Below are 24,195 nucleotides of genomic sequence, written 5' to 3' on the forward strand. Positions count from 1 at the left end.
CACAGGGGATTCGCTGTAGGAGGACGACTAAGTTCTACAGCAGGGAAATCGGATAGCTGACAAAAATCCGGTTCTCGTCAAACTCGTTGGTGCTGAAGTCCCGACGAATTGACGCGTTGCGCCATTTCACGTTGAGGTTCTTCAGCGCGCCGCTCTGCACGGTGTAGGCCAGCTCCGATTCACGGCCCCATTCCTTGCCATCGGTGATCGTCCCGGTGTGCACGTTGCTGCCGCTGATATAGCGGTTCATCAAGGTCAGCCCCGGCACGCCGAGTGCCGCGAAGTTGAAGTCGTGGCGCACCTGCCAGGATTTTTCCTTGGCGTTGTCATAACTGGAGTTGTAGCTGTCGTTGGCCAGGGTGCCGCCGCTGGTGCCGTTGACGCGCATCCACACGCTGTCGCCGGTGAGTTTTTGCAGGCCCACGTAGAAGGTGTTGCCACCGTATTTGGCCGAGAGCAGGGCGAAGGTGGTTTTGTTGTCGAGGTCGCCGGCCAGGGCGCTGCCGTCTTCCTTGCCGCTGAAAAACCCGAGGTTGGCGCCCAGGGTCCAGTCGCCCACGGGTTGGCTGTGGGTCAGGTTTATGTAGCGCTGCTGGTAGATATCGGTGAGTTCGGCGTACCACAGGCCGACCTGGGTGCGTTTTTCGTTGAAGCTGTATTCGCCGCCGCCGAAGTTGAAACGGTCGGAGGTGAACGCGGCTTTGCCGTTCATGAACATGTCTTCCATGCTCGCGTCGTTGCGCGGGCTGTTACCCCGGAACTGCCCGCCGTAGAGGGTCAGGCCGGCGATTTCATTGGAGGTCACCTGGCCGCCGCGGAACGTTTGGGGCAGGGAGCGGCCATCGTCGGAACGCAGGATCGGCAATACCGGCATCCATTCGCCGACCTTCAACTCGGTCTTCGATAGCTTGGTTTTCAACGCCACGCCCAGGCGCCCGAAGTTATCGGCGGGGCGGCCGTCGTCGTGGATCGGCAGCAACTGAGTACCCCCGGTGCCTTTGCCGCCATCGAGCTTCTGCGAATACAGGCCCAGCACATCCAGGCCAAAGCCCACGGTGCCTTGGGTGAAGCCGGACTTGGCGTCGAGAATGAAACTCTGCGTCCATTCTTCAGCCTTGCCCTGGGCATTGGCCGGGTTGGTGAAATTGCGGTTGAAGTAGGCGTTGCGCAGGTTGAGCGTGGCCTTGGCGTCATCGACAAAACCTTCGGCGTGAGCACCGAGAGGCAGGGTGAAGGCCAGGCTGCCGAGGCCGATAAGGCCCAGGCGTGAAGAGGAATTGCGGGCGAATTGACTCACAGCGGTGCTCCCTTCTTTGTTGTTTTTATTATTTGTTATACGTCGTCGTACAACATTTGAGGGGATATTTGCGGGGTTTTCGTGGAGTGTCAAGCAGAAGTTATACGATGACTAAGCGGGAGGTGATCTAAAAAAGCGGACACGGTCAATGCGGGAGGGGGCTGCATTCAAACTTGAGAGCGGTGGGGTTCAGCCAGCCAGGACCATCGGAGGCAAGGTGCCAAGCACTGACACGGCCGCTACCGCGCCCACACCCAGGGCCCATTCCAGCATCACACTGGTTTTCAGGGCGGCCAGGCGCTGCTCGCACTGCTCCAGGCGCAACCGGTTGAGCAACGCCAGCGCTACCATGCCCAGCACGAGCATCGCCTTGATCAACAGAATCAGCGCAAACCCGCTGAACAATGGCGTGGGCCACAGTTGCCCGGTGAGCACGCGCACGTTGATCAGCCCGGTGACCAGCAAGCCGGCAACCAAACCGTAGCCCACACCGCTGAAGCGCCGCAGGACCGTCTGCAACGCATACCCCGGCGGTTGCCTGAGGATCAAGACCAGCAACAACAACCCACCCAGCCATGCACCGACACAGGCCAGGTGCGCCATTTGATTAAGGATCAGCAACTGCCCGCTAAGGCCGTCGAGCATCGCGCCATGGCCGACGGGCGCCAGGGTTACAAGCAATAGCGCCAGCAACGCCAGGCGCAAGGCCGGCCAGGGTTTGATCAGCGCGATCAGCAGTAGCAGGTTGAGCAGCAAGTGCCAGCCCCACACCTGGCCAAAAAAGTCTTGCCCAGCACCAATCGCACCGTGCTCGGTTGCAGCGCTGCGCTCCAACTGCCGGCCATGCTTGCGGTGATCAACAACAACCAGGCCACCCCGGAAACCAGCGCCACCCAGGCCAGGCCACGGGTGATGCGCAGCAGTTGCCGGTCCAGCCTCGGCTGCGGTGCAGCGCCCAAAAGCCGGGGCCTGAACACGCAGGCCCCGAACATCAGCAACACCACGCTGAAATGCAGGAAGCGGCACAGCACCAGCAGCGTCATCATCGGTTATTGGCCAACCTTGAAGCTGTATTCACCGTTGCTCTTGTGGGTGTCGACCGAGACGGCGTTCCACACGACTTTGTAGTTGCCGGCGGCCAATGGCGCAGCGGGGGTGACCACCAGGACTTTTTTGTCGGCGTCCGGTGTTTCTACGCCCTTGATGGCAACTTCGGTGCCGTCCTTGCTCAGGGATACCTTGGTGAAGGTGGCCTCGACGCCTTCGCTGAACGTCAGGCGCAGCTCCTTCGGCGCCGCGCCGCTGCTGTCGGCGGCAGGTTCCGAGCTTTTCAGATGGGCGTGGGCAAAGGCCGCCGAGGTACCCAGCAGGGAAGCAAACAGGGCGATGGCGGTGAGGGATTTCTTGATCAACATTGTTCAATACCAATCAATGGGCAGGAGCGGGCAGTGTACGAAGTTTCAGTTGCCCCTGTCGCCCCGATCTAGAGCGGATGGTAGTCTTTGGGCCAAGTAGTTGTCAGGGAGCCCTTATGGGCAATCACAAGATCGGAATTCGTCGGGTCAACGTCGAGAAAATCCTGCTGGCGGCGGAGAAAGTCTTCGCCGAGAAAGGCTATGGCAGCACTGCCATGGCCGACATCGCCGAGCAAGCGCAACTGCCGCGCTCCAACCTGCATTACTACTTCACCACCAAGAGCGAGTTGTACAGCGCGGTGCTGTTCGACCTGCTCGATGTGTGGAAGCAGGACGCCCTGAGTTTCGAAACTTTCGATGACCCACGGGTGGTGCTCAGCAGCTACATCCGCGCCAAGATGCAACGCTCGCGCACGCGGCCCTATGGCTCCAAAGTCTGGGCCAACGAGATCATCCATGGTGCGCCCACTCTGGGTGAGGCATTGGATGAAAGCCTGTACGACTGGGCCAAGATGAAGGAGGCGAAAATTCGCCAGTGGGTGGAAGACAAACGCATCCTGCCGGTGGAGCCGTCGAGCCTGCTGTACATGATCTGGGCCTCGACCCAGCACTACGCTGACTTTGACCACCAGGTGAAGATTTTGAATGATCACCAGCCGCTGTCGGATAGGCAGTTCGAGAAGGCGATCCAGACGGTGACGGCGGTGATATTGCGGGGGATTGGGTTGGAGCCTTGAGTCTGTGGTGAGGCTGATGGCCCTATCGGGAGCAAGCCCCCTCCCACATTTTGAATGTGTTCACACATCGAAATGTGGGAGGGGGCTTGCTCCCGATAGCGGCCTAAAGGACTACACAGCCTCCCGGTAGGGATTGCGGGGGTCCTGGGTCCAGTTCAAAAACGGCTTGCCCGTGTCCACCGGCACCATCTCGATGCAGTCGGCCACCGGGCAGGTGATCTGGCACAGGTTGCAGCCCACGCACTCATCATCGATGACCTCGTAGGTGTGCGTACCGTCTGCCTGTTTCACGCTGGCGATGGCCTGGTGCGAGGTGTCTTCACAGGCAATATGGCAACGGCCACAGCCAATACAGGCCTCTTGGTCGATCTTGGCGATCACCTGGTAGTTGATGTCCAGGTACTTCCAATCCGTGGTATTGCCCACCGCCTTCCCGGAAAACGCTTGCAGGCTGGTGTAGCCCTGGCTGTCCATCCACCGCGACAGCCCATCCTTCATCTCTTCAACGATGCGGAACCCATGCAGCATCGCCGCCGTGCACACCTGCACCGCGCCGCAACCCAGGGCGACGAATTCCGCGGCGTCGCGCCAGTTGCCGATGCCGCCGATGCCGCAGATCGGCAGGCCTTGGGTCTGCGGGTCGCGAGCGATTTCGGCGACCATGTTCAAGGCGATCGGCTTGACTGCCGAGCCGCAATAACCGCCGTGGGTGCTTTGCGTACCGACGGTGGGCAGGGCAACCATGTGTTCGAGGTCGACGCTGGTGATGGAGTTGATGGTGTTGATCAGCGATACCGCATCCGCACCGCCTCTGTAAGCGGCACGCGCGGCCACGCGGATATCGGTGATGTTCGGCGTGAGCTTGACGATCACCGGCAGTGAGCAATAGGTCTTGCACCAGCGCGTCACCTGTTCCACGTATTCCGGCACCTGGCCCACCGCCGCGCCCATGCCGCGTTCGGGCATGCCGTGGGGGCAGCCGAAGTTCAGTTCGATGCCGTCGCAGCCAGTGGCTTGCACCAGCGGCAGGATGTTTTTCCAGGACGCTTCAACACAGGGCACCATCAGCGACACGATGAGCGCACGGTCGGGCCAGTCCTTTTTCACCTGGGTGATTTCCCGCAGGTTGATCTCCAGGGAACGGTCGGTGATCAGCTCGATATTGTTGATGCCCAGCACTTCACGGTTGGCGCCGTAATGTGCCGAATAGCGCGACGACACGTTGACCGCCGCCGGGTCTTCACCCAGGGTTTTCCACACCACGCCGCCCCAGCCGGCCTCAAAGGCGCGGACCACGTTGTAAGCCTTGTCGGTGGGTGGCGCGGAGGCCAGCCAGAACGGGTTGGGGGCTTTGATACCGGCGAAGACAATCGAGAGATCGGCCATTACGCAGCCTCCACATTGAGCATGAGTTGGGCGTGCATGGCTTCGGCGGCCAGCTTGCCGTGTTGCACCGCCTGCACGGTGAGGTCCTGGCCGAGGCTCACGCAATCGCCGCCGGCGTAAATGCCTGGAATGCTGGTGCGCAGGTGCTCGTCGACGAAAATCCGCTCGCCCACGCGATGCAGTTGCTGGGCCAGTGGATCGTGCAATGCCGCGTTGTCGAAGCCTTGCCCGATGGCCTTGAAAATCGCATCGGCGGCCAGTTCGAAGGTGTCTGCGGTGGCGCTCAGGCGGCCGTTTTCCAGGCGCGTGCGGGCAAAGCGCATGCCGCGCACATGGCCTTGAGCGTCGAGCAAGACTTCCTCGGGTTGGGCCCAGGTCAGCAGGCGTACCTGGTTGGCCTTGGCGATGTCCTGTTCGTGGTGAGTGGCGCCCATGTCCGCCAGGCCGCGACGGTAGACAAGGTTGACGTCGCGGGCACCGAGACGGGCCATTTGCACGGCCATGTCGATGGCCGTATTGCCGGCGCCGAGCACGATGCAGCGGTCGGCCAGCGGCAGTTGGGTCAGGTCATCGGCCTGGCGCAGTTCGCGGATGTAGTCGGTGGCGGCGAGCAGGCCGGGGGCGTCTTCATGGGGCAGACCCAGTTGTTTGCTGGCGGCGAGGCCGAGGCCGAGGAACACCGAATCGTATTGCTGGTGCAGTTCGCTCAGGGTGAGGTTGTCGCCCAGGCGCTGGCCGTGTCGAATCTCGATCCCGCCGATTTGCAGCAGGAACTCCAGCTCCTTCTGGGCGAAGTCGTCCACCAGCTTGTACTTGGCGATCCCGTATTCATTCAGGCCGCCGGCCTTTTCCCGCGCTTCGAAAATCACCACGTCATGGCCATGCAAGGCAGCGCGATGGGCGCAGGCCAGGCCGGCGGGCCCGGCGCCGACCACGGCAATGCGTTTACCGGTGGGCGCGGCGCGTTGGAAGGGGTGGTCGTCAAAGTGCGCATTGTCGATGGCGTAGCGTTGCAGCAGGCCGATCAGCACCGGTGCGCACTCTTCGGCGTGGTTACGCACGCACGCCTGTTGGCAAAGGATCTCCGTGGGGCACACCCGCGCGCAACTGCCGCCGAGGATGTTGGCCGAGAGGATTTTCTGCGCGGCACCTTGCACATTGTCGGTGTGGATGTTGCGGATGAACGACGGGATATCGATCTCGCTGGGGCATGCATTCACGCACGGCGCGTCGTAGCAATACAGGCAGCGCGAGGCTTCCAGCTGGGCCTGGCGGGCGTTGAGCGGGGGCGCCAGGTCGGTGAAATGGGCGGCGAGGGTTGTGCCGTCTTCACGGGGGTGGGGGAGGTGGGTCAGGGTCTGGATCACGGTGGTGGCCTCACGGTTTTTTTTTTGGATTGCCTCTAAATGGGCATTTTTGTTGCCTGTGCTGGCCTCATCGGGGGCGAGCCCCCTCCCACATTTGACCGCGTTTTTCCAATTGGAATGAGATCAGTGTGGGAGGGGCGACTTGCTCCCGATAGCGGTCTCAGCGTTTCACGGCCGTGGGCCTGGAATGCTCGGCCCGCTTGCTCAACTGCTCGAACACCGGCGGGTACGCCGGCCGTTCCACATAACGCCCGGCCCCGCGCTCGGCGCGCAGGTCGCCATCGGCCCAGACCAGCTTGCCCTGGCTGATGGTATGGCTCGGCACGCCGCGCACGGTCTTGCCTTCGAAGATGTTGAAGTCGACTTGCTGGTGATGGGTCTTGGCGGAGATGGTCCGGGTGCCTTCGGGGTCCCATAGCACCAGGTCGGCATCGGCCCCCACGCGGATCGCGCCTTTGCGTGGGTAGAGGTTGAAGATCTTCGCGGTGTTGGTGGACGTGAGTGCGACGAACTCCTGCATGGACAGGCGCCCACTGTTGACGCCTTCATGCCACAGCAGCGCCATGCGGTCTTCGATACCGGCGGTACCGTTGGGGATCTTGCTGAAATCGTCGCGCCCCGCGGCTTTTTGCTCGGCGCAGAAGCAACAGTGGTCGGTGGCGGTGGTGTGCAGGTTGCCCGCTTGCAGGCCGTGCCAAAGCGCCTCCTGGTGCCCACGCGGGCGGAACGGCGGGCTCATCACGTAGCCGGCGGCGGTTTGCCAGTCGGGGTGCTGGTAGACGCTGTCGTCCAGCAACAGGTGGCCGGCGAGCACTTCGCCGTACACCGGCTGGCCCTTGGCGCGGGCATAGGTGATTTCATCGAGCGCCTCCTTGGTGGACACATGCACCAGGTACAACGGCGTGCCGAGGGTCTCGGCGATGCGGATAGCGCGGCTGGCCGCTTCGCCTTCAACCTGGGACGGGCGCGACAGCGGATGCGCTTCCGGCCCGGTGATGCCTTGGGCCATCAGCTTGCGTTGCAGGTGGTACACCAGCTCGCCGTTTTCCGCATGCACGGTGGGCACCGCGCCCAGTTCCAGGCAGCGCTCGAAGCTGGCGACCAGGGTATCGTCCGCCGCCATGATTGCGTTCTTGTAGGCCATGAAGTGTTTGAAGCTGTTGATGCCGTGATGGCTGACCAACTCGGCCATTTCCGCGCGCACTTGCTCGCTCCACCAGGTGATCGCCACGTGAAAACCGTAGTCGGATGCGGACTTTTCGGCCCAGCCGCGCCACTGGTGAAAAGCTTCCATCAGCGACTGCTGCGGGTTGGGAATCACAAAGTCGATGATCGACGTGGTGCCGCCCGCCAAACCCGCCGCCGTGCCACTGAAAAAGTCTTCACTGGCCACGGTGCCCATGAAGGGCAGTTGCATATGGGTATGGGGGTCGATGCCGCCGGGCATCAAGTATTGGCCACTGCCATCGAGTACTTCAGTACCGGCCGGAATATCCAGACCGGTGCCAATGGCGCGAATCAAGCCGCCCACACATAAAACATCGGCGCGGTAACTTTCATCATGGGTAATAACGGTGGCGCCACGGATCAACAGCGACATGTCGAGTTCCTCACAGGCTTGACCGGCTTGTGCCAGTTCTAAGTGTTGTAATGCTGCTTGCCGATGGCTGGTTTATTCTTGTCATCGGTGACAGGAATAGAAACTAGCCCGAGTTTTTCGATTGGGCAAGCAGATTTTTTATAAGCTTATTGAGATAGTAAATACTTGATTTTTAAAGGAAAAAATCAAATATCACCAAAATGTAGCGGCCTCTCCCCATTTTGACGCACTTGACAGGTTCGAGATTTGAGCAACATTTTCTATTGCAAATCAGGTGCTTGAGATATGCCTCTTGACGGCGTCGGGAAATAAAAATAATTGTGTCGCACCAGATTGAACCCCGACAGTTCGGGCAACTTGCAGGTTATTGCGCCTGGGTAACGCGGCAAGTGCGTAAGGTTTAATCGGAAAGCTGATTAACATCAGCAAGTTATATAAGCGGTGCGGGCGTGGTGGTGGTTTTCGGCACGGTTATTGAGTGCGGTAACGGCTGGCCGGGCCCGTGATGTCATGTTGTTTACGAGGTACTCCGGCCACCTGCATTCACTACGCAGGTGAGCAAAAATAATTCGAAAAAACCGTGGAGCGGCCATGCAACAGAACAGATCGCAAGTCATTGAACGCAACGGCCTGTACGAACTCGACGCCGGCCCCGACGTCCTCGACAGCCCTCGCTACAACCACGACATGGCACCGACCAAGGTGCACGAACGAACCTGGAACACATGGCACATCACCGCGCTGTGGGTTGGCATGTCGATCTGCGTGCCCACCTACACCCTGGGCGGGGTGCTCACGGCGTATTTCGGGTTGTCGGTGGGCGAGGCGCTGGTGGCGATTTTGCTGGCCAATATCGTGGTGCTGATCCCGTTGACCCTCAACGCCTTCCCGGGCACCAAGTACGGCATTCCATTTCCAGTGTTGTTGCGTTCATCGTTCGGCATTCTCGGCTCCAACGTGCCGTGTTTGATACGGGCGCTGGTGGCATGCGGCTGGTTTGGTATCCAGACGATGTTTGGCGGGCTGGCGATTCACCTGTTCCTGGGGTCGATCTTCGAGGGCTGGAAGTCCCTCGGCGGCACCGGTGAAGTGATCGGTTTCATGGTGTTCTGGACGCTTAACCTGTGGGTGGTGCTGCGTGGCGCCGAATCGATCAAGCGCCTGGAGACCCTGTCGGCGCCGCTGCTGGTGGCGGTGGGGATCGGCCTGCTGGTGTGGGCGATGCCCAATGTGTCGCTCAGCGAACTGATGGCGATCCCGCCCAAGCGTCCGGAAGGCGCGAGCCTCACCGGTTATTTCATGGCGGGGCTTACCGCGATGGTGGGGTTCTGGGCCACCTTGTCGCTGAACATTCCCGACTTCAGCCGCTACGCCAAGAGCCAGAAAGACCAGATCCTCGGGCAGATTTTCGGCCTGCCGCTGACCATGTTCCTGTTCGCCGCGCTTGGCGTGGTAATGACCGCCGCCTCGGTAAAACTGGTGGGCGTGAGCGTGTCCGACCCGGTCACCTTGATCGGTCATATCCACAGCCCTGTCTGGGTGGCCGTGGCCATGGCGCTGATCATTGTCGCCACGTTGTCCACCAACACGGCGGCCAACATCGTCTCGCCCACCAACGACTTCCAGAACATCGCGCCCAAGCTGATCAACCGCACCACGGCGGTGATCCTCACGGGCCTGGTCGGGCTGGTGCTGATGGCCCATGAACTGCTGAAAAAACTCGGCCTGATCGTCTCCGATGTGAGCCTGGAGACCGTCTATTCCAACTGGTTGCTGGGCTATTCAAGCCTGTTGGGGCCGATCGCCGGGATCATGGTGGTGGACTATTTCATTACCCGCAGACAGCAATTGGACCTGGCCGGCCTTTACCGCGACGACGTGTACCCGGCATGGAACTGGAGCGGCTTTATCGCCTTTGGCGTGCCGGTGGTACTGACCTTGCTGTCGCTGGGCAGCGATGCGTTCAGCTGGTTCTACAGCTATGGCTGGTTTACCGGCTCGGCGTTGGGCGGGGTGTTGTATTACGGGTTGAATGCCAGGCGTGGCGTGATTCCGGTCGCGGCTAAATCCCCGTTGTAAACACTGCCAAATGTGGGAGGGGACTTGCTCCCGATTGCGGTGGGTCAGCCGCCCATGCACTGGCTGAAGGGCTGCTATCGGGAGCAAGCCCCCTCCCACACTGAATCGCGTTTCACCTGTTCCAATCATAAGAAACTCAGCCTGAGGAGATCCCCATGAACGCTGCCCTGGACGTTCTGCAATCGACCGATCAGCACATCAATCGCGACCGCTTGTGGCAGTCGCTGATGGACCTGGCCACGCTCGGCGCCACGCCCAAGGGCGGCGTGTGCCGGCTGGCCCTCACCGACCTCGACCGCAAGGCCCGCGACCTGTTTGTGCAGTGGTGCGAAGCGGCCGGCTGCACCGTGACGGTGGATGGCATCGGCAATATTTTCGCCCGCCGTCCGGGGCGCAATCCCGATTTGCCGCCAGTGATGACCGGCAGCCATATCGACACCCAGCCTACCGGCGGTAAGTTCGACGGTTGCTTCGGTGTGCTGGCGGGGGTGGAAGTGCTGCGTACCCTCAATGACCTGAACCTGCAAACCGAGGCGCCATTGGAAGTGGTGGTGTGGACCAACGAAGAGGGCTCGCGTTTTCCACCGTGCATGATGGGCTCCGGGGTGTTCGCCGAGAAGTTCACGCTGGCGGACACCCTGGCCAAGGTGGATGCGGATGGGGTCAGCGTGGGTGAGGCGTTGAATGCCATTGGCTATGCGGGAACGCGGCCGGTCAGCGGGCACAAGGTCGGCGCTTACTTTGAGGCGCATATCGAGCAGGGGCCGATTCTGGAGGATGAGAAAAAGACCATCGGCGTGGTGCTTGGTGCCCTCGGGCAAAAATGGTTTGACTTGAAGTTGCGCGGCGTCGAGGCGCATGCCGGGCCAACGCCGATGCACCTGCGCAAGGACGCCCTGGTGGGTGCAGCGGCCGTGGTCGCGGCGGTGAACGCGGCAGCATTGGCGCACCAGCCCCATGCGTGCGGCACGGTCGGTTGCCTGCAGGCATATCCGGGTTCACGCAATGTCATTCCGGGTGAAGTGCGCATGACCCTGGACTTTCGTCACCTGGAACCGGCGCGGTTGGATGCGATGATTGCCCAGGTGCGCAAGGTGATCGACGACACCTGTGCCAAGCATGGCTTGAGCTTCGAGATGCAGCCCACCGCCGACTTCCCGCCGCTGTACTTCGATAAAGGTTGCGTGGACGCCGTGCGCGATGCCGCCAATGGTTTGGGGTTGTCGAACATGGACATCGTCAGTGGGGCAGGGCACGACGCGATCTTCGTCGCCGAACTGGGCCCGGCGGGGATGATCTTCGTGCCGTGCGAAGGCGGCATCAGCCATAACGAAATCGAGAATGCCGCGCCGGATGATCTGGCGGCGGGGTGCGCGGTGCTGTTGCGCGCCATGGTTGCTGCTTCGGCCGCGATTGCCAGCGGTAAGCTTGCGGCCTGAAATGCGCTAAACAATGTGGGGGCTTGCTCCCACATGGGGCCTGTGGTGTTTATACATTGTGTGTCTGGCATAGAGCCAGTGTGGGAGGGGGCTTGCTCCCGATGACGGTGGGGTGGGCACTGCATGCATCAACTGAAGCAGTGCCATCGAAAAAACCGCCTCATGCCCCAGGCTGCCAACCACCCCCCAACGCCGTCAGCAACCCCACACTCGCTTGCAACTGCCGCGTCTGCACCGCCTGCAACGTCCGTTGCGCCTGCAATGCCGCCGTTTGGGCGGTTACCACGTCCAGGTAGCTGACCGCGCCCGCCTGATAGCTGTTCATTGCCAAGGCCTCGGTATGCTGGGCTGCATCCGCCGCTGCTTGTTCATCCTGTGCCTGCTGTTGCAAATCGCGCAGTTGCGCCAGGTTGTCTTCCACTTCGCGTACGGCTTTGAGCACTTGGCTGCGGTACTGCGCGCTGGCTTCTTCAAACTCGGCCTTGGCCTGGCGCTCATTGGCGCTTAAACGCCCGCCGTCGAAAATCGGCAGATTCATCAGCGGCCCCAGCGCCCAGTACCGATTACCCGCCGAGAGCAAATTCCCCACGCCCTGCGTCTGCCCACCGACCACCCCGGTCAAACTGAAATCCGGATACCACGCCGCCTTGGCCACGCCGATAGTCGCGTTGGCCGCAAACACCCGTCGTTCTGCCGCCGCGATATCCGGGCGACGTTGCAGCAGTTGACTTGGCAACTGCGACGGAACTACCGGCAGGGCGATCAAGTGCTTGTCGGGCGGCAAGCTAAAGTCGCCGGCTGCCACGCCCACCAACTCACCGATGGCATGCTCAGTGAGGCTGCGTTGCCCGCGCACCTCATCCCATTGCGCCTTGGCCTGCGCCAGTTGATTTTGCGCACGGGTCAGGTCCAGCTCCGAGGCAATCTGGCCTTCGTAACGGCTGCGGGTCAGTTGCAGTGCCTGCTTGAAATCCTCCAGCGAGCCAGTGAGGATCCGGCTCTGGGCGTCCAGCCCGTTGAGCTGCACGTACAAGGTTGCCAATTGACGCTGCAAGCTCAGGCGCGCCACCGCCAAGTCATCTCCGCACGCTTGTGCCTGGGCATCGCCGGCCGCGACCTGGTTGCGGATTCTGCCCCACAGGTCCAGCTCGTAACTCAACGAAAACCCGGCGCTGTTGCTGTCGTACACCGACGGCTGCGTGGTGCCCCGCAACGGCCGCGAGTCCGATTGGCGCTGGCGCAGGGGCTGCGCGCTGGCGGTGATCTGCGGGAACAACCCCGCCTGCAGCTGGCTGGCGTACGCCTGTGAGGCGTCGAAGTGCGCGAGTGCCGCCGCCAGGTCCGGGTTGGCCTTGAGCAGTTGCTGTTGCAGGTCATTCAGGCGCGAATCGTGATAGAGCTGCCACCATTCGGGGGCCAGTAGGTCGGACGGTTGCGCGCTGTGCCAGGGGCCGTCGCTGATTTGTTCGCGGTAGTTGGCCGGCAGGTCGAGCGTCGGCACCTTATAGGTCGGCGCCATCGAGCAGCCTTGCAATGCCAGCAGCATCACCGCCGCGAGCGGTTTAAGCCTTGGGTGCATGCGCACCTCCGGCGTCGGCCAGCTGTACGGCATCGCCTTCGCGCAGAGCATCGGGCGGGTTGTCGACGATGCGGTCGGCGGGTTTCAAACCTTGGTCGATCACCAGGCGTTCGCCCAGGTCCAGGCCGATATGGATCGCTTGCAGGTGCACATGATTCTGCGCATCCAGCACCGCGACCTGGGTGCCCTGGGCGCGGAAAATCAAGGCGCTGGCCGGGATGCTCACACCATGGGTATCCGCCGGAATCGGTAGGGTGGCTTCGGCGTAGTCGCCGGGCAGCAACTGCCCGCTGGGGTTGTCGACCACGAACTGTGCGAGCAGGGTACCGGAGCGGCGGTCGATGGCGGTGGAGTCGCCAATCAAGCGTGCGGTGAAATGCTTGCCGGGGTGTTCGGGCACGGTCAACGCTGCCTCCAGGCCGGGGTGGATCACCGCCGCGTAGTTCTGCGGCACCGGCACGTACAGGCGCAGTTGATGGGTGTCGGCAATGTTGAACAGCTCCGGATCGCTGTCGGTGTCGGCCTTGATCAACTGGCCGATATCGGTATTGCGCGCGGTGATGGTGCCGGCGAACGGCGCACGAATGGTCTTGTAGCTTTCCAGCGCCGACAGCCGTGCGACGTCGGCAGCCGCCGCCTCGGCATTGGCTTTGGCGGCCGCGGCGTTGGAGGTTTTTTCATCGGCTTCCTGGCGCGACACCGAGTGGCTGGCCAACAGGTTCTGCCAGCGCGTGGCGGTGGTTTGCGCCAGCCGCGCATTGGCTTGTTCCTGCACCAGCCTTGCCTGGGTTTGTGCAAGCTGTTGGTCCAGGTCCGGGCTGTCGATTTGTGCAAGTATTTGCCCGGCTTTGACCGGGCTGCCGATGTCGACTTTCCAGTCCTTGAGGTAACCGCTGACCCGTGCGTGAATCGGCGCCTTGCTCCAGGCTTCCAGGTGCGCGGGCAAGCGCAGGGTGTCGCCGGTGGCGTTCTGTTTGGGTTGAAACACCATCACTTGGGGGACCGCGGCGGTTTCGGTCCAGGCAGTGACGGTTTGTGCGTGCAAAGTGCGCGCGTGCAGGCCGTTGGCGACCAGCAGGGCGGCGAGGGTCAGGCCACCGATACCCAGCAGCATCAGGCGCTTGCGCGAGGGTGTGTGATCAGACGACATGTGGGGTTTCTCCAACAGCTGCGCGAGTGGGGTGACGCCCGTGGACCAGGCTGAAGACCACGGGAACGAACAATAGGGTGGCGACGGTGGCAAAGATGAGGCCACCGATGACGGCGCGGCCCAGCGGCGCGTTTTGCTCCTCGGACAAGGCCAGCGGCAACATGCCGATGATCATCGCCAGGGCGGTCATGCACACCGGGCGAAAGCGCGTATAGCCGGCTTCCAGCGCGGCCTTGAGCGCGTCGCCATGTTCGGCCAGGCGTTCACGGCAAAAGCTCACCACCAGGATCGAGTTGGCGGTGGCCACGCCCATGCACAGGATCGCCCCGGTCAAGGCGGGCACCGACAGCGAGGTGCTGCTGAGGAACAGCATCCACACGATTCCGGCCAGCGCGGCCGGCAGCGCGGTGATGATCACGAACGGGTCGGCCCAGGACTGGAAGTTGACCACGATCAGCAGGTAAATCAGCACCACCGCGCCGAGCAGGCCCAGGCTCAGGCCGCTGAAGGCTTCATGCAGTGCATCGATTTGCCCATGCAGGCTGATCGTCGCGCCTTTGGGGCGCAGGTGCGCGGTGTCATCCAGCACTTTTTGCACGTCGCGAGCCACGCCACCGAGGTCGCGGCCCTGCACGTTGGCGTACAGGTCCAGGGTCGGTTCGATGTTGTAGTGGGTGACCACCGCCGGGCTTTGTACCCGGGAGATCGTGGCCACGCCGCCGAGGATCTGTGATTGGCCATCGGCACCGGTGACCGGCAAGGCTTCCAGCGACGGCAGGCTGTCGAGGCGATATTGCGGGGTGGCGGCGACGATCGAATACGACACGCCGTTGGCCGGGTTGAGCCAGAAGGTCGGCGCGGTTTGCGAACTGCCGGCCAGCGACGCGACCATGCTGTTGGTCACGTCACGTTCAGTAATGCCCAGGCCGTTGGCGCGCAGGCGGTCAACATTGACCTGCAGTGACGGGTAGCCGGTGGATTGTTGGATCCGCAGGTCGGCGATGCCCGGTACATGTTGCAGGCGGCGTTCAAGTTCGATGGCGTAGGCGCGGTTTTCGGCGTCGTTGCGCCCGGAGATTTTTACGTCCAGCGGAGCCGGGGCGCCGAAGTTGAGGATCTGGCTGCTGATATCCGCCGGCAGGAACGCGAAGTGGCTGCCGGGAAAACTCTGCGGCAAGGCTTCGCGCAGTTTTTTTACGTAAGCGGCGGTGGGCGCATGCTGCGGTTTCAGGCTGACCTGGATGTCGCCATCCTGCGGGCCGATGGTGCCGCTGCTGCTGTAGGCCATGTCGATGCCGCTGAGCGGGATGCCGATGTTGTCGACGATGGTGTCCAGTTCCTCGGCGGGAATGACCTCGCGAATCCGCGCTTCGATGCGGTCGAAGGCGGCGGCGCTTTCTTCGATGCGTGTGCCCAGCGGCAGGCGAACGTGGAGGGCCAGTGCTCCCGCGTCGGTGGCCGGGAAAAAGTCCTGGCCCAGGCTGGGCAGCAACAGCATGGAAGCGAGGACGCAGGCCAGGAAACCGATGATAAAGCGGCGGCGATGGCCCAGCGCAAGGGCGAGCAGGCCGTGATAGGTATCGCGGATATTCGAGAAATGGCGCTCGAAGCCCTGCTGAAAATTCAGCACCGCTTGCAGTGCGCGGTTACGCGGCTTGTTGTGCTGCTCACCCTCATGGTGGTTGATGAATGCATCTTCCGGGTGATGGCCTGCGCCCTGCTCGGGTATATGCGGCTTGAGCAGGAACATCGCCAGTGTCGGCACCAGCGTGCGCGAGAGGACGAACGAGCTGACCATGGCAAAGATCACCGCCAGCGCCATCGGCCGGAACAGGTAGCCGGCGATGCCTTGCAGCAGGAACATCGGCACAAACACGATGCAGATGCACAGCAGCGAGACAAAGGCCGGGCCGACAATCTGCGCGGCGCCGTCGAGGATCGCAGTCTTCACCGCCTTGCCTTGTTCCAGGTGCCAGTTGATATTTTCGATGGTCACCGTGGCGTCATCCACCAGGATCCCCACGGCCAACGCCAGCCCGCCGAGGGTCATCACGTTGAGGGTTTGCCCGGTGGCCGCCAGCAGCGCAATGGCCGACAGCACCGCCAGCGGGATCGACGCGGCGATGATCAGGGTGGAGCGCCAGCTACCCAGAAACAGCAGGATCATCGCGCTGGTCAACAGTGCGGCGATGATGCCTTCCTGAGCCACGCTGCCCACCGATTGCTTGACGAACACCGAGGCGTCGCCCAGCAGCGAGGTCTTCAGCGACGGCGGCAGGGTTTCGTTGATGCGCGGCAGCATCTGGCGGATGCCGTCGATGATCGACAGGGTGGAGATGCTGCCGTTTTTCAGCGCCGGCATCAGCACCGCGCGGTGGCCGTCGACGCGCACGATGTTGGTTTGTGGCGGCGAACCGTCGCGCACATGGGCCACCTGGCCGATGGTGATCAACGCGCCGTCGACGGTCTTGATCGGCAGGTCGTTGAGTTCATCGATGGCCTTGGGGCTGTTATTGAGCAGGATCGTGTATTCGTTGGGGCCGAGCTTGGCGGTGCCCACTGGGATGATCTGGTTCTGCAGCGCCAGGGCGTTGCCCACGTCCTGTGCCGACAGGCCTTTGGCAGCCAGTGCCTGGGGGTCGAGGTCGAGGGTGATCTGGCGTTGCTTGCCGCCCATGGGGGTGGGCATGGCCAGGCCGGGCAGGGCGCTCAGGGGCAGGCGGATGTTGTTCTGCACCAGGTCGCGGATTTTGGCTTCCGACAGGCTGGGGCTGGAAAACGCCATTTGCAGGATCGGTACCGTGGACGCGCTGTAGTTGAGGATCAGCGGCGGCGTGATGCCCGGCGGCATCTGCTTGAGCACGGTTTGTGACACGGCGGTTACTTGAGCGTTGGCGGTGCGTATATCCACGCCGGGCTGGAAGAAGATCTTGACGATGCCCATGCCGGGCAGCGATTGCGACTCGATGTGTTGGATGTCGTTGACGGTGGTGCTCAGGGAGCGTTCGTAGGTGTAGATCACCCGACCGGCCATGGCGTCCGGCGACAGGCCGTTGTACTGCCACACCACGGCGACCACGGGGATGCCGATATCGGGGAAAACGTCAGTGGGGGTACGCAGGGCCGCCATCGGCCCGATGATGCAGATGAATATGGCCAGCACGATAAACGTGTAAGGCTTTTGCAGTGCGGTCTTTACCAGCCCGAGCATGCGTGATCTCCGGAGAAAGCAGGGTTGCAAACCCCGGCAGTCTTGCCCGACCCACCTAACACGCACCTTTCAGCCAGGTGAAGGAACATTTAGGTCGAGGCTGAAAATCGTTTCATGGGTATTCATTTGTTCTACACAGGGCTGCTCGCCAAGCTTGTAACCCATCGGACACATTGTCTTTATTGGAGCCCTGCCATGTCACTTAAACCCTTGTTGTTGATCCCTGCACTCGGTGCCGTCCTGTTGTTGTCGGCGTGCGCCGGCCCGATCCCCAAGGCAGACCCGAGCGAGGCCTGGATTGGTCTTCAAGAAGAAGCGCCGAACGACCTGATGGCCGAACGCGTGGACGGCAAGCGTGTGGATGACGGGCGCTTCTTTGAAGTGACACAGGGCGATCATCGCCTGGATGTGACGTTATTTGAGGAAGAGGCGGGCGAGGACAACCAGCAGGACTGCCAGGGGCGCGTCGAGTACAGGCACTTCAAGGCGGGTGAGCACTACATCCTGGTGGAATCCAGCCTGGGCACCACCGTGCGCGCATCCTTGAAGGATGACCACGGCAAGGAAGTGGCGGCGACGCAAGACTTCAACTGTATGCCTGGCTAGGCGTGGCGTACCGCAGCCTTAGGGGGCTTGGCGGTTTTGACGTGGGGGTGATGGCGACGGGTAATGCGCAATACCCCCCACAGCATGGCGCCGGCAACCGCCAGCCAACCGCAGATCAACAGCATAATCGTCGTTGCAAGGCTCATTTGGGCCTCCTTTCGCCCCGCAGGGGGCACACACAGTCTTCTCAATGGACAGTCTAGCCACCTGACGGTTGCCTGCTATTGACCAATGGTCGTGTCTGTCCAACTTGTTTGCTCTATGCGAGCGGTAAACCCAGGCTTTGGGCTATACCCGCGTGGCAGAGCGTCCTATGATCAGGGCCCTTACCGGCAGTTGATCAAGAGAGTAAAAAATTGCGGTTACGGTCGAACGTTAAAACCTCCTTGTTATTGGCCTGCGCCCTGGGGCTGGCGGCGTGTGCCGGGCAGCCGTCGAAACTCGCCGGCTTGCCTGAGCGCGTTGAACTCAACGGTGTGCCGACCTTTCGCAGCGAGGCGTATCAGAGCGGTCCTACGGCTCTGGCCAGCATGCTGTCGCAACAAGGCATTGTCATGACACCAGGCTTGTTGGATAAGCCGCTGCGTTTACCGGGCGGCGAAGCGGACCTTGAGCGCAACATGCAGGTGTTGGCGCGTGAATACGGGCTGATGGTGTATCCACTGGATGCCAGGCTGACGGCGGTGCTGGCGCAAGTGGCGGCGGGTTATCCGGTGATGGCGCGGGTGGGCGGTGGGCTGTGGTCTGACGCGCACTATGTGGTCGTGGTGGGGTTCAACCAGCAGAAAAGCACGGTGCTGCTGCGCTCGGGCATGGACCGGCGCTTGTTGATGAGCTTCAGCGACTTTGAATCGAAGTGGGCAAGTGCCGGGAACTGGGCGATCCTCATTCAGCGCCCCAGCCAGTTGCCGGCCAATGTGGATGCGCAGCGCTGGCGCGAGGCCGCCCATGCGACGGCTCAGGCCGGGCAGGAACAGGCCGCCGCGCAGGCACTCAAGGTGCTGGCGCAAGGAAAATAAAAAAAGGCGCTCATGGCGCCTTTTTCATTTATCGGTTACCGACGGACTTCTGCGGCATTCGGGCGGCTCTTCAGGTTCTTGTCGGCTTTATAGCGCAGCGCCACATCCGGCACCGAACCGCCCTTGCCGGTCTCGACCCAGCTGCGAATACGGCTGGCATCAGCGAAGTGAGTGAACTTGCCGAACGCATCCAGAATCACCAGCGACACCGGACGATTACCCATACTGGTCACCAGCACCAGGCAGTGGCCGGCCTGGTTGGTGAAGCCGGTCTTGGTCAGCTTGATGTCCCAATTGGCGCGGTTGATCAGGTGGTCGGTGTTGGAGAAACCGAGGGTGTAGTTGGGTTTGCGGAACGAAACGGTCTTTTCCTTGGTGGTGCTCAACTGGCTCAACATAGGGTAATGACGGGCGGCGGCCAGCAGTTTGCTCAGGTCGCGGGCAGTGGACACGTTATGGATCGACAGACCGGTGGGTTCCACATAATGAGTGCTGGTCATGCCCAGCGCCTTGGCTTTGGCGTTCATCGCTGCAATAAAGGCTGCATAGCCGCCTGGGTAGTGGTGGGCCAGGCTGGCTGCGGCGCGGTTTTCGGAGGACATCAGGGCGATCAGCAGCATTTCCTTGCGCGGCATTTGGCTGCCGATCTTCACCCGCGAAAACACGCCTTTCATTTCCGGGGTGTCGGTGATGTTGATGTCGATGTATTCGTCCATGTTTTGCTTGGCTTCAAGCACGATAAGGCCGGTCATCAATTTGCTCACCGAGGCGATGGGCACGACTACGTCCGGGTTGCTGGCGTAGATGACTTTGTTGGTTTGCAGGTCGACCAGCATGGCGCTGCCGGAAGCAATCTGCAGTTTGGACGGATCGCGCGGCGCCAGGGTGGATTCGGCGGCGTGCGCAAAGGTGCCTGTGAAAGCAAAAAATAGGCTGACGATAGAAAGACGAATTTTCACGCGGATGAACTCGCTAAAAAGTAAGAAATACCGTTAAAAAACGGGTTTTGTGAAAAATGGCGTTACATTTTAGGAGTATGGATCAGAAACTGTCGAATGTTCTTCTACATCCAGATGAAAGTGCTTAAAAACTAAGAAAAAACAGGGTTTCTTCCGGGCAATAAAAAGCCCTGCGATAAGGCAGGGCTTTTTCAGTACGCCTGGTTATTAAGCGTGCAGGGTCTCTGCGGCGTACAGGGTGTTTTCCAGCAGGCAGGCACGCGTCATCGGGCCAACGCCGCCCGGCACAGGGGTGATCCAGCCGGCGCGAGGCAGTGCGGTTTCGTACACCACGTCGCCCACCAACTTGCCGTCTTCCTGACGGTTGATGCCCACGTCGATGACGATGGCGCCTTCCTTGATCCATTCCCCTTTGACCAGGCCAGGCTTGCCGGCGGCAACCACTACCAGGTCGGCACGACCGACGTGGCCAGCGAGGTCCTTGGTGAAACGGTGCGTGACGGTCACGGTGCAGCCGGCCAGCAGCAGTTCCATGGCCATTGGGCGACCGACGATGTTGGACGCGCCGACGACCACGGCATCAAGGCCGTACAGGTCGATGCCGGTGCTTTCCAGCAGGGTCATGATGCCTTTGGGCGTGCACGGGCGCAGCAGCGGGATACGCTGGGCCAGGCGGCCGACGTTATAGGGGTGGAAACCGTCGACGTCTTTGTCCGGGCGGATGCGCTCCAACAGCTTGGATGCGTCTAGGTGCTCGGGCAGCGGCAGTTGCAACAGGATGCCGTCCATCGCCGGGTCGTCATTGAGGCTGTCGATCAGGTCGGTAAGGGCCTGCTGGGTGGTCTCGGAAGGCAAGTCGTAGGCCTTGGAAATAAAGCCGACCTCTTCACAGTCTTTACGCTTGTGCGAGACATAAACCTGAGAGGCAGGATCGCTGCCGACCAGGATCACCGCGAGGCCCGGCGTGCGCAGGCCTTGCTGGCTGCGCTCGGTGACTCGTTTGGCGATCTGCTGGCGCAGGCTGGCGGCGATTGATTTGCCGTCGATAAGTTGTGCAGTCATTACGCGTGATTAACCATCGAGAGGGGGAAGAAAAGTGCGCGCATTCTCGCACGCCAAGACGTGAGGGCAAAGGCGCTTGGTCTGCAAATTGGCCTAACCCCTTAAATAAAATGAATTTTTTTAAAAAAGATTTGACGGGTTTCCAGCCCCTCTATACTATTCGTCGCACTTGTCGGGCACAGCCTAGCACTGGTTAAGAAGGTCAAGCAGAATTGCTGTTCTGCAAGGCTGGAAAGCACTTAGTTTGTAATCCTCAAAGAGTACAGATTAATAAGGCGCCCGTAGCTCAGCTGGATAGAGCATCCGCCTTCTAAGCGGATGGTCGCAGGTTCGAGTCCTGCCGGGTGCGCCATTAGGCAGCTTTGGCACAAGTAGCGCTATATGGTGGGCGTAGCTCAGTTGGTAGAGCACGGGATTGTGACTCCCGTTGTCGAGGGTTCGATCCCCTTCGTCCACCCCATATTTTGAAAAGGCGCCAGATTAATCGTCTGGCGCCTTTGCTTTAAGAGCTGCAAGCGCGGATGTGGTGGAATTGGTAGACACACTGGATTTAGGTTCCAGCGCCGCGAGGCGTAAGAGTTCGAGTCTCTTCATCCGCACCAATATAGCTTGGCCCAGTCGACAGGCAGGGTAGGGCTCAACAAAGAAGTGGTTTGGTTTCTTTGTTAACGCAATATGGTGGGCGTAGCTCAGTTGGTAGAGCACGGGATTGTGACTCCCGTTGTCGAGGGTTCGATCCCCTTCGTCCACCCCATATTCGAAAGGCGCCAGATTTAACAGTCTGGCGCCTTTTTTGGTTTTAGCGGTTCAAATATTCGCGACTGCAGGTGCTGGGTCGCAACGGCAGGGCGTTTCGTCGTATTTGTGTTGCTCGATGATGCCGCGCTGCCTGCCGGCCCCGTTTGCGGGTTGGCCGTCAGGGAAGTGGATGACGACTTCTTCTATATATAGAAGGGGCGGCGCAGAGCCCTGGCGTGATGGGCTGTATTTGTCACCGGGGCGAGGTGCATCAGTGCCTTCGTACCGATAAATTGCCGGCTGTTTTCGGGCGTATTTCCAGTAGGGTGACTTCTTGAGTTTGACCCTCTAGAATGCATGCCCTTGATTGGGGTCGGAAATGGCCGGCTAACGTCTGTGCAACGAGGAATATCCATGCAAGTTTCTGTTGAAAATACTACTGCTCTCGAGCGCCGCCTGAGCATCACCGTGCCGGCAGAACGTATTGAGACTGCGGTCAACAAGCGTCTGCAGCAGACTGCCCAAAAGGCCAAGATCGCTGGTTTCCGTCCAGGCAAAGTGCCGATGAGCGAAATCAAGCGCCGTTTTGGTGCCGATGCGCGCCAGGAAGCTGTGGGTGACGTCATCCAGGCTTCTTTCTACGAAGCCGTTGTCGAGCAAAAGCTGAACCCGGCTGGCTCGCCTTCGATTGAGCCGAAGTCCCTGGAAGCTGGCAAGGACCTGGAATACGTTGCCGTATTCGAAGTGTTCCCAGAGTTTGAGGTTGCCGGCTTTGACGGTATCGAAGTCGAGCGCCTGAGCGCCGACGTCGCTGATGCCGACCTGGACAACATGCTGGAAATCCTGCGCAAGCAGAACACCCGTTTCGAAGTGGCCGACCGTGCCGCTCAGAGCGAAGACCAGTTGAACATCGATTTCGTGGGCAAGGTTGACGGCGAAGTGTTCGCTGGCGGCTCCGCCAAGGGTACTCAGCTGGTGCTGGGTTCCAACCGCATGATCCCTGGTTTCGAAGACGGCCTGGTTGGCGCCAAGGCTGGCGAAGAGCGCGTTCTGAACCTGACTTTCCCTGCTGACTACCAGAACCTGGACCTGGCCGGCAAAGCCGCCGAGTTCACCGTGACTGTCAACAGTGTTTCCGAGCCTAAGCTGCCAGAGCTGAACGAAGAGTTCTTCGCCCAGTTCGGTATCAAGGAAACCGGTATCGAAGGTTTCCGCACCGAAGTTCGCAAGAACATGGAGCGCGAGCTGCGTCAGGCCATCAAGTCCAAGGTCAAGAACCAGGTCATGGACGGTCTGCTGGCGACCAACCCGATCGAAGTGCCTAAGGCTCTGCTGTCCAATGAAGTGGATCGCCTGCGCGTTCAAGCGGTTCAGCAGTTCGGTGGCAACATCAAGCCTGACCAACTGCCGGCCGAGCTGTTCGAAGAGCAAGCCAAGCGTCGCGTTGTGTTGGGTCTGATCGTGGCGGAAGTGGTCAAGCAGTTCGACCTCAAGCCTGACGAAGACCGCGTTCGCGAAATGATCCAGGAAATGGCTTCGGCCTACCAGGAGCCTGAGCAGGTTGTGGCTTGGTACTACAAGAACGACCAACAGCTGAACGAAGTACGTTCGGTTGTGCTGGAAGAACAAGTTGTGGATACTGTTCTGCAGAAGGCTAAGGTGACCGATAAATCGGTCTCTTACGAAGAAGCAGTCAAACCGGCGGAAGCAGCACAAGCCGACTGATTGTCCAACTCGTTGGAAATACAACCATAAGCCAGCCTCGCGCTGGCTTATGCGTTTTCAAGACATGACTATTTGGGAGTAACTGCAGAGCATGTTCCGTAATTCCTATATTCAGCAGAACTCTGATATCCAGGCCGCAGGCGGCCTGGTCCCGATGGTTGTCGAGCAGTCCGCTCGTGGCGAACGCGCCTACGACATCTACTCGCGCCTGCTCAAGGAGCGAGTGATCTTTCTGGTGGGCCCGGTAGAGGACTACATGGCCAACCTGATCTGTGCGCAACTGCTGTTCCTTGAAGCGGAAAACCCGGACAAGGACATCCATCTCTACATTAACTCGCCGGGCGGTTCGGTGACCGCGGGCATGTCGATCTACGACACCATGCAGTTCATCAAGCCGAACGTATCGACGACCTGTATTGGCCAGGCCTGCAGCATGGGCGCCTTCCTGCTGACCGCCGGTGCCGAGGGCAAGCGTTACTGCCTGCCGAACTCACGCGTGATGATTCACCAGCCACTGGGCGGTTTCCAGGGCCAGGCGTCGGACATAGAAATCCACGCCAAGGAAATCCTTTTCATCCGCGAGCGCCTCAACACGCTGATGGCCAAGCACAGCGGGCACACCCTGGAAGAAATCGAGCGCGACACCAACCGCGACAACTTCATGAGCGCCGAAGCCGCACGTGAATACGGGTTGATCGACGCAGTGATCGAAAAGCGCCCCGCTTAATATAAGCACCTCAAAATAAGGCTGGTCGGCTTTTCCGATCATCGGCGGGCTTGAAAAAGCCCGCATAAGCCTTCATCTTGTGTTGCAAGCCTATCGGAT

Annotated in this window: 18 protein-coding genes, 4 tRNA genes and 1 pseudogene; 11 read left to right on the forward strand and 12 right to left on the reverse strand. The window is 60.8% G+C overall.

Going from position 1 to position 24,195, the window contains the following annotated elements:
• Positions 1-34: 34 nt before the first annotated feature.
• From AB4N98_RS22700 to copC, 3 genes and pseudogenes are all read right to left on the reverse strand, one after another.
• A complete protein-coding gene (locus AB4N98_RS22700; RefSeq protein WP_065877523.1) occupies positions 35-1,297 on the reverse strand; it encodes an OprD family porin in 1,263 nt (420 codons plus the stop codon).
• A 189-nt stretch (positions 1,298-1,486) separates the two neighbouring features.
• Positions 1,487-2,343 (reverse strand): annotated as a pseudogene (copD, locus tag AB4N98_RS22705) (copper homeostasis membrane protein CopD).
• A 3-nt stretch (positions 2,344-2,346) separates the two neighbouring features.
• Complete coding sequence (copC, locus tag AB4N98_RS22710) at positions 2,347-2,712, reverse strand: copper homeostasis periplasmic binding protein CopC (RefSeq protein ID WP_460148932.1); 366 nt, start codon at positions 2,710-2,712, stop codon at positions 2,347-2,349.
• Positions 2,713-2,828: 116 nt separating this feature from the next.
• On the opposite strand from copC, the gene AB4N98_RS22715 reads away from it, so the two are divergent.
• A complete protein-coding gene (locus AB4N98_RS22715) occupies positions 2,829-3,449 on the forward strand; it encodes a TetR/AcrR family transcriptional regulator (protein WP_017527075.1) in 621 nt (206 codons plus the stop codon).
• Positions 3,450-3,560: 111 nt separating this feature from the next.
• Here the strand turns inward: AB4N98_RS22715 and preA are convergent, their stop codons facing one another.
• The 3 genes from preA to hydA form a co-directional block, all read right to left on the reverse strand.
• The gene (gene preA, locus AB4N98_RS22720; protein ID WP_017527076.1) at positions 3,561-4,835 is read right to left on the reverse strand and encodes an NAD-dependent dihydropyrimidine dehydrogenase subunit PreA; all 1,275 of its coding nucleotides are present in this window, start codon (positions 4,833-4,835) and stop codon (positions 3,561-3,563) included.
• Entirely contained in the window at positions 4,835-6,202 is a 1,368-nt protein-coding gene (locus AB4N98_RS22725) for an NAD(P)-dependent oxidoreductase (RefSeq protein ID WP_065877513.1), read from the reverse strand. The genes preA and AB4N98_RS22725 overlap by 1 nt, the downstream gene beginning before the upstream one ends.
• A 160-nt stretch (positions 6,203-6,362) precedes the next feature.
• Entirely contained in the window at positions 6,363-7,802 is a 1,440-nt protein-coding gene (gene hydA / locus AB4N98_RS22730; RefSeq protein ID WP_368949747.1) for a dihydropyrimidinase, read from the reverse strand.
• Positions 7,803-8,393: 591 nt separating this feature from the next.
• Here hydA and AB4N98_RS22735 point away from each other — a divergent pair.
• Both AB4N98_RS22735 and AB4N98_RS22740 read left to right on the forward strand, forming a co-directional pair.
• Positions 8,394-9,881 carry an NCS1 family nucleobase:cation symporter-1 gene (locus AB4N98_RS22735; RefSeq protein ID WP_017527079.1) on the forward strand — a complete coding sequence of 496 codons (1,488 nt, stop codon included), beginning with the start codon at positions 8,394-8,396 and terminating at the stop codon, positions 9,879-9,881.
• 155 nt (positions 9,882-10,036) lie between these two features.
• The gene (locus AB4N98_RS22740; RefSeq protein ID WP_017527080.1) at positions 10,037-11,320 is read left to right on the forward strand and encodes a Zn-dependent hydrolase; all 1,284 of its coding nucleotides are present in this window, start codon (positions 10,037-10,039) and stop codon (positions 11,318-11,320) included.
• A gap of 160 nt (positions 11,321-11,480) precedes the next feature.
• Here AB4N98_RS22740 and AB4N98_RS22745 read toward each other — a convergent pair whose 3' ends face one another.
• Genes AB4N98_RS22745 through AB4N98_RS22755 form a run of 3 tightly spaced genes read right to left on the reverse strand, consistent with a single transcriptional unit; the run spans position 11,481 to position 17,260 of the window.
• Positions 11,481-12,899 carry an efflux transporter outer membrane subunit gene (locus tag AB4N98_RS22745; protein ID WP_135196769.1) on the reverse strand — a complete coding sequence of 473 codons (1,419 nt, stop codon included), beginning with the start codon at positions 12,897-12,899 and terminating at the stop codon, positions 11,481-11,483.
• On the reverse strand, positions 12,883-14,049 hold the full coding sequence (locus tag AB4N98_RS22750) for an efflux RND transporter periplasmic adaptor subunit (RefSeq protein WP_068933548.1): 1,167 nt from the start codon (positions 14,047-14,049) through the stop codon (positions 12,883-12,885). The genes AB4N98_RS22745 and AB4N98_RS22750 overlap by 17 nt, the downstream gene beginning before the upstream one ends.
• A complete protein-coding gene (locus tag AB4N98_RS22755; protein WP_116077799.1) occupies positions 14,039-17,260 on the reverse strand; it encodes an efflux RND transporter permease subunit in 3,222 nt (1,073 codons plus the stop codon). Before AB4N98_RS22755 ends, AB4N98_RS22750 begins: the two co-directional genes overlap by 11 nt.
• A 195-nt stretch (positions 17,261-17,455) precedes the next feature.
• Between AB4N98_RS22755 and AB4N98_RS22760 the strand changes: the two genes are divergently transcribed.
• Positions 17,456-17,866, forward strand: coding sequence for a PA0061/PA0062 family lipoprotein (locus AB4N98_RS22760; RefSeq protein ID WP_460148933.1), 411 nt, complete (start codon positions 17,456-17,458; stop codon positions 17,864-17,866).
• On the opposite strand, the gene AB4N98_RS22765 is transcribed toward AB4N98_RS22760, so the two are convergent.
• The gene (locus AB4N98_RS22765) at positions 17,863-18,012 is read right to left on the reverse strand and encodes a hypothetical protein (RefSeq protein ID WP_017527085.1); all 150 of its coding nucleotides are present in this window, start codon (positions 18,010-18,012) and stop codon (positions 17,863-17,865) included. The two genes, AB4N98_RS22760 and AB4N98_RS22765, sit on opposite strands and share 4 nt — an antisense overlap.
• A 210-nt stretch (positions 18,013-18,222) precedes the next feature.
• On the opposite strand from AB4N98_RS22765, the gene AB4N98_RS22770 reads away from it, so the two are divergent.
• Complete coding sequence (locus AB4N98_RS22770) at positions 18,223-18,885, forward strand: C39 family peptidase (protein ID WP_026067213.1); 663 nt, start codon at positions 18,223-18,225, stop codon at positions 18,883-18,885.
• 35 nt (positions 18,886-18,920) lie between these two features.
• On the opposite strand, the gene pbpG is transcribed toward AB4N98_RS22770, so the two are convergent.
• Positions 18,921-19,844 (reverse strand): D-alanyl-D-alanine endopeptidase, encoded by a 924-nt coding sequence (gene pbpG, locus AB4N98_RS22775; protein ID WP_017527087.1) that lies wholly within the window; start codon positions 19,842-19,844, stop codon positions 18,921-18,923.
• 207 nt (positions 19,845-20,051) lie between these two features.
• Complete coding sequence (gene folD / locus AB4N98_RS22780; protein ID WP_065877503.1) at positions 20,052-20,906, reverse strand: bifunctional methylenetetrahydrofolate dehydrogenase/methenyltetrahydrofolate cyclohydrolase FolD; 855 nt, start codon at positions 20,904-20,906, stop codon at positions 20,052-20,054.
• A 275-nt stretch (positions 20,907-21,181) separates the two neighbouring features.
• Between folD and AB4N98_RS22785 the strand changes: the two genes are divergently transcribed.
• From AB4N98_RS22785 to clpP, 6 genes are all read left to right on the forward strand, one after another.
• Positions 21,182-21,258, forward strand: a tRNA-Arg gene (locus AB4N98_RS22785).
• A gap of 32 nt (positions 21,259-21,290) precedes the next feature.
• Positions 21,291-21,366 (forward strand) — tRNA-His (locus AB4N98_RS22790).
• A 57-nt stretch (positions 21,367-21,423) separates the two neighbouring features.
• Positions 21,424-21,508: transfer RNA gene (locus AB4N98_RS22795), tRNA-Leu, on the forward strand.
• Positions 21,509-21,584: 76 nt separating this feature from the next.
• A tRNA-His gene (locus tag AB4N98_RS22800) sits at positions 21,585-21,660 on the forward strand.
• 398 nt (positions 21,661-22,058) lie between these two features.
• The gene (tig, locus tag AB4N98_RS22805; protein WP_068933552.1) at positions 22,059-23,369 is read left to right on the forward strand and encodes a trigger factor; all 1,311 of its coding nucleotides are present in this window, start codon (positions 22,059-22,061) and stop codon (positions 23,367-23,369) included.
• 91 nt (positions 23,370-23,460) lie between these two features.
• Positions 23,461-24,096 (forward strand): ATP-dependent Clp endopeptidase proteolytic subunit ClpP, encoded by a 636-nt coding sequence (clpP, locus tag AB4N98_RS22810; RefSeq protein WP_003174822.1) that lies wholly within the window; start codon positions 23,461-23,463, stop codon positions 24,094-24,096.
• Positions 24,097-24,195 lie beyond the last annotated feature (99 nt).

This window comes from Pseudomonas sp. S3_E10 (genome assembly GCF_054667615.1).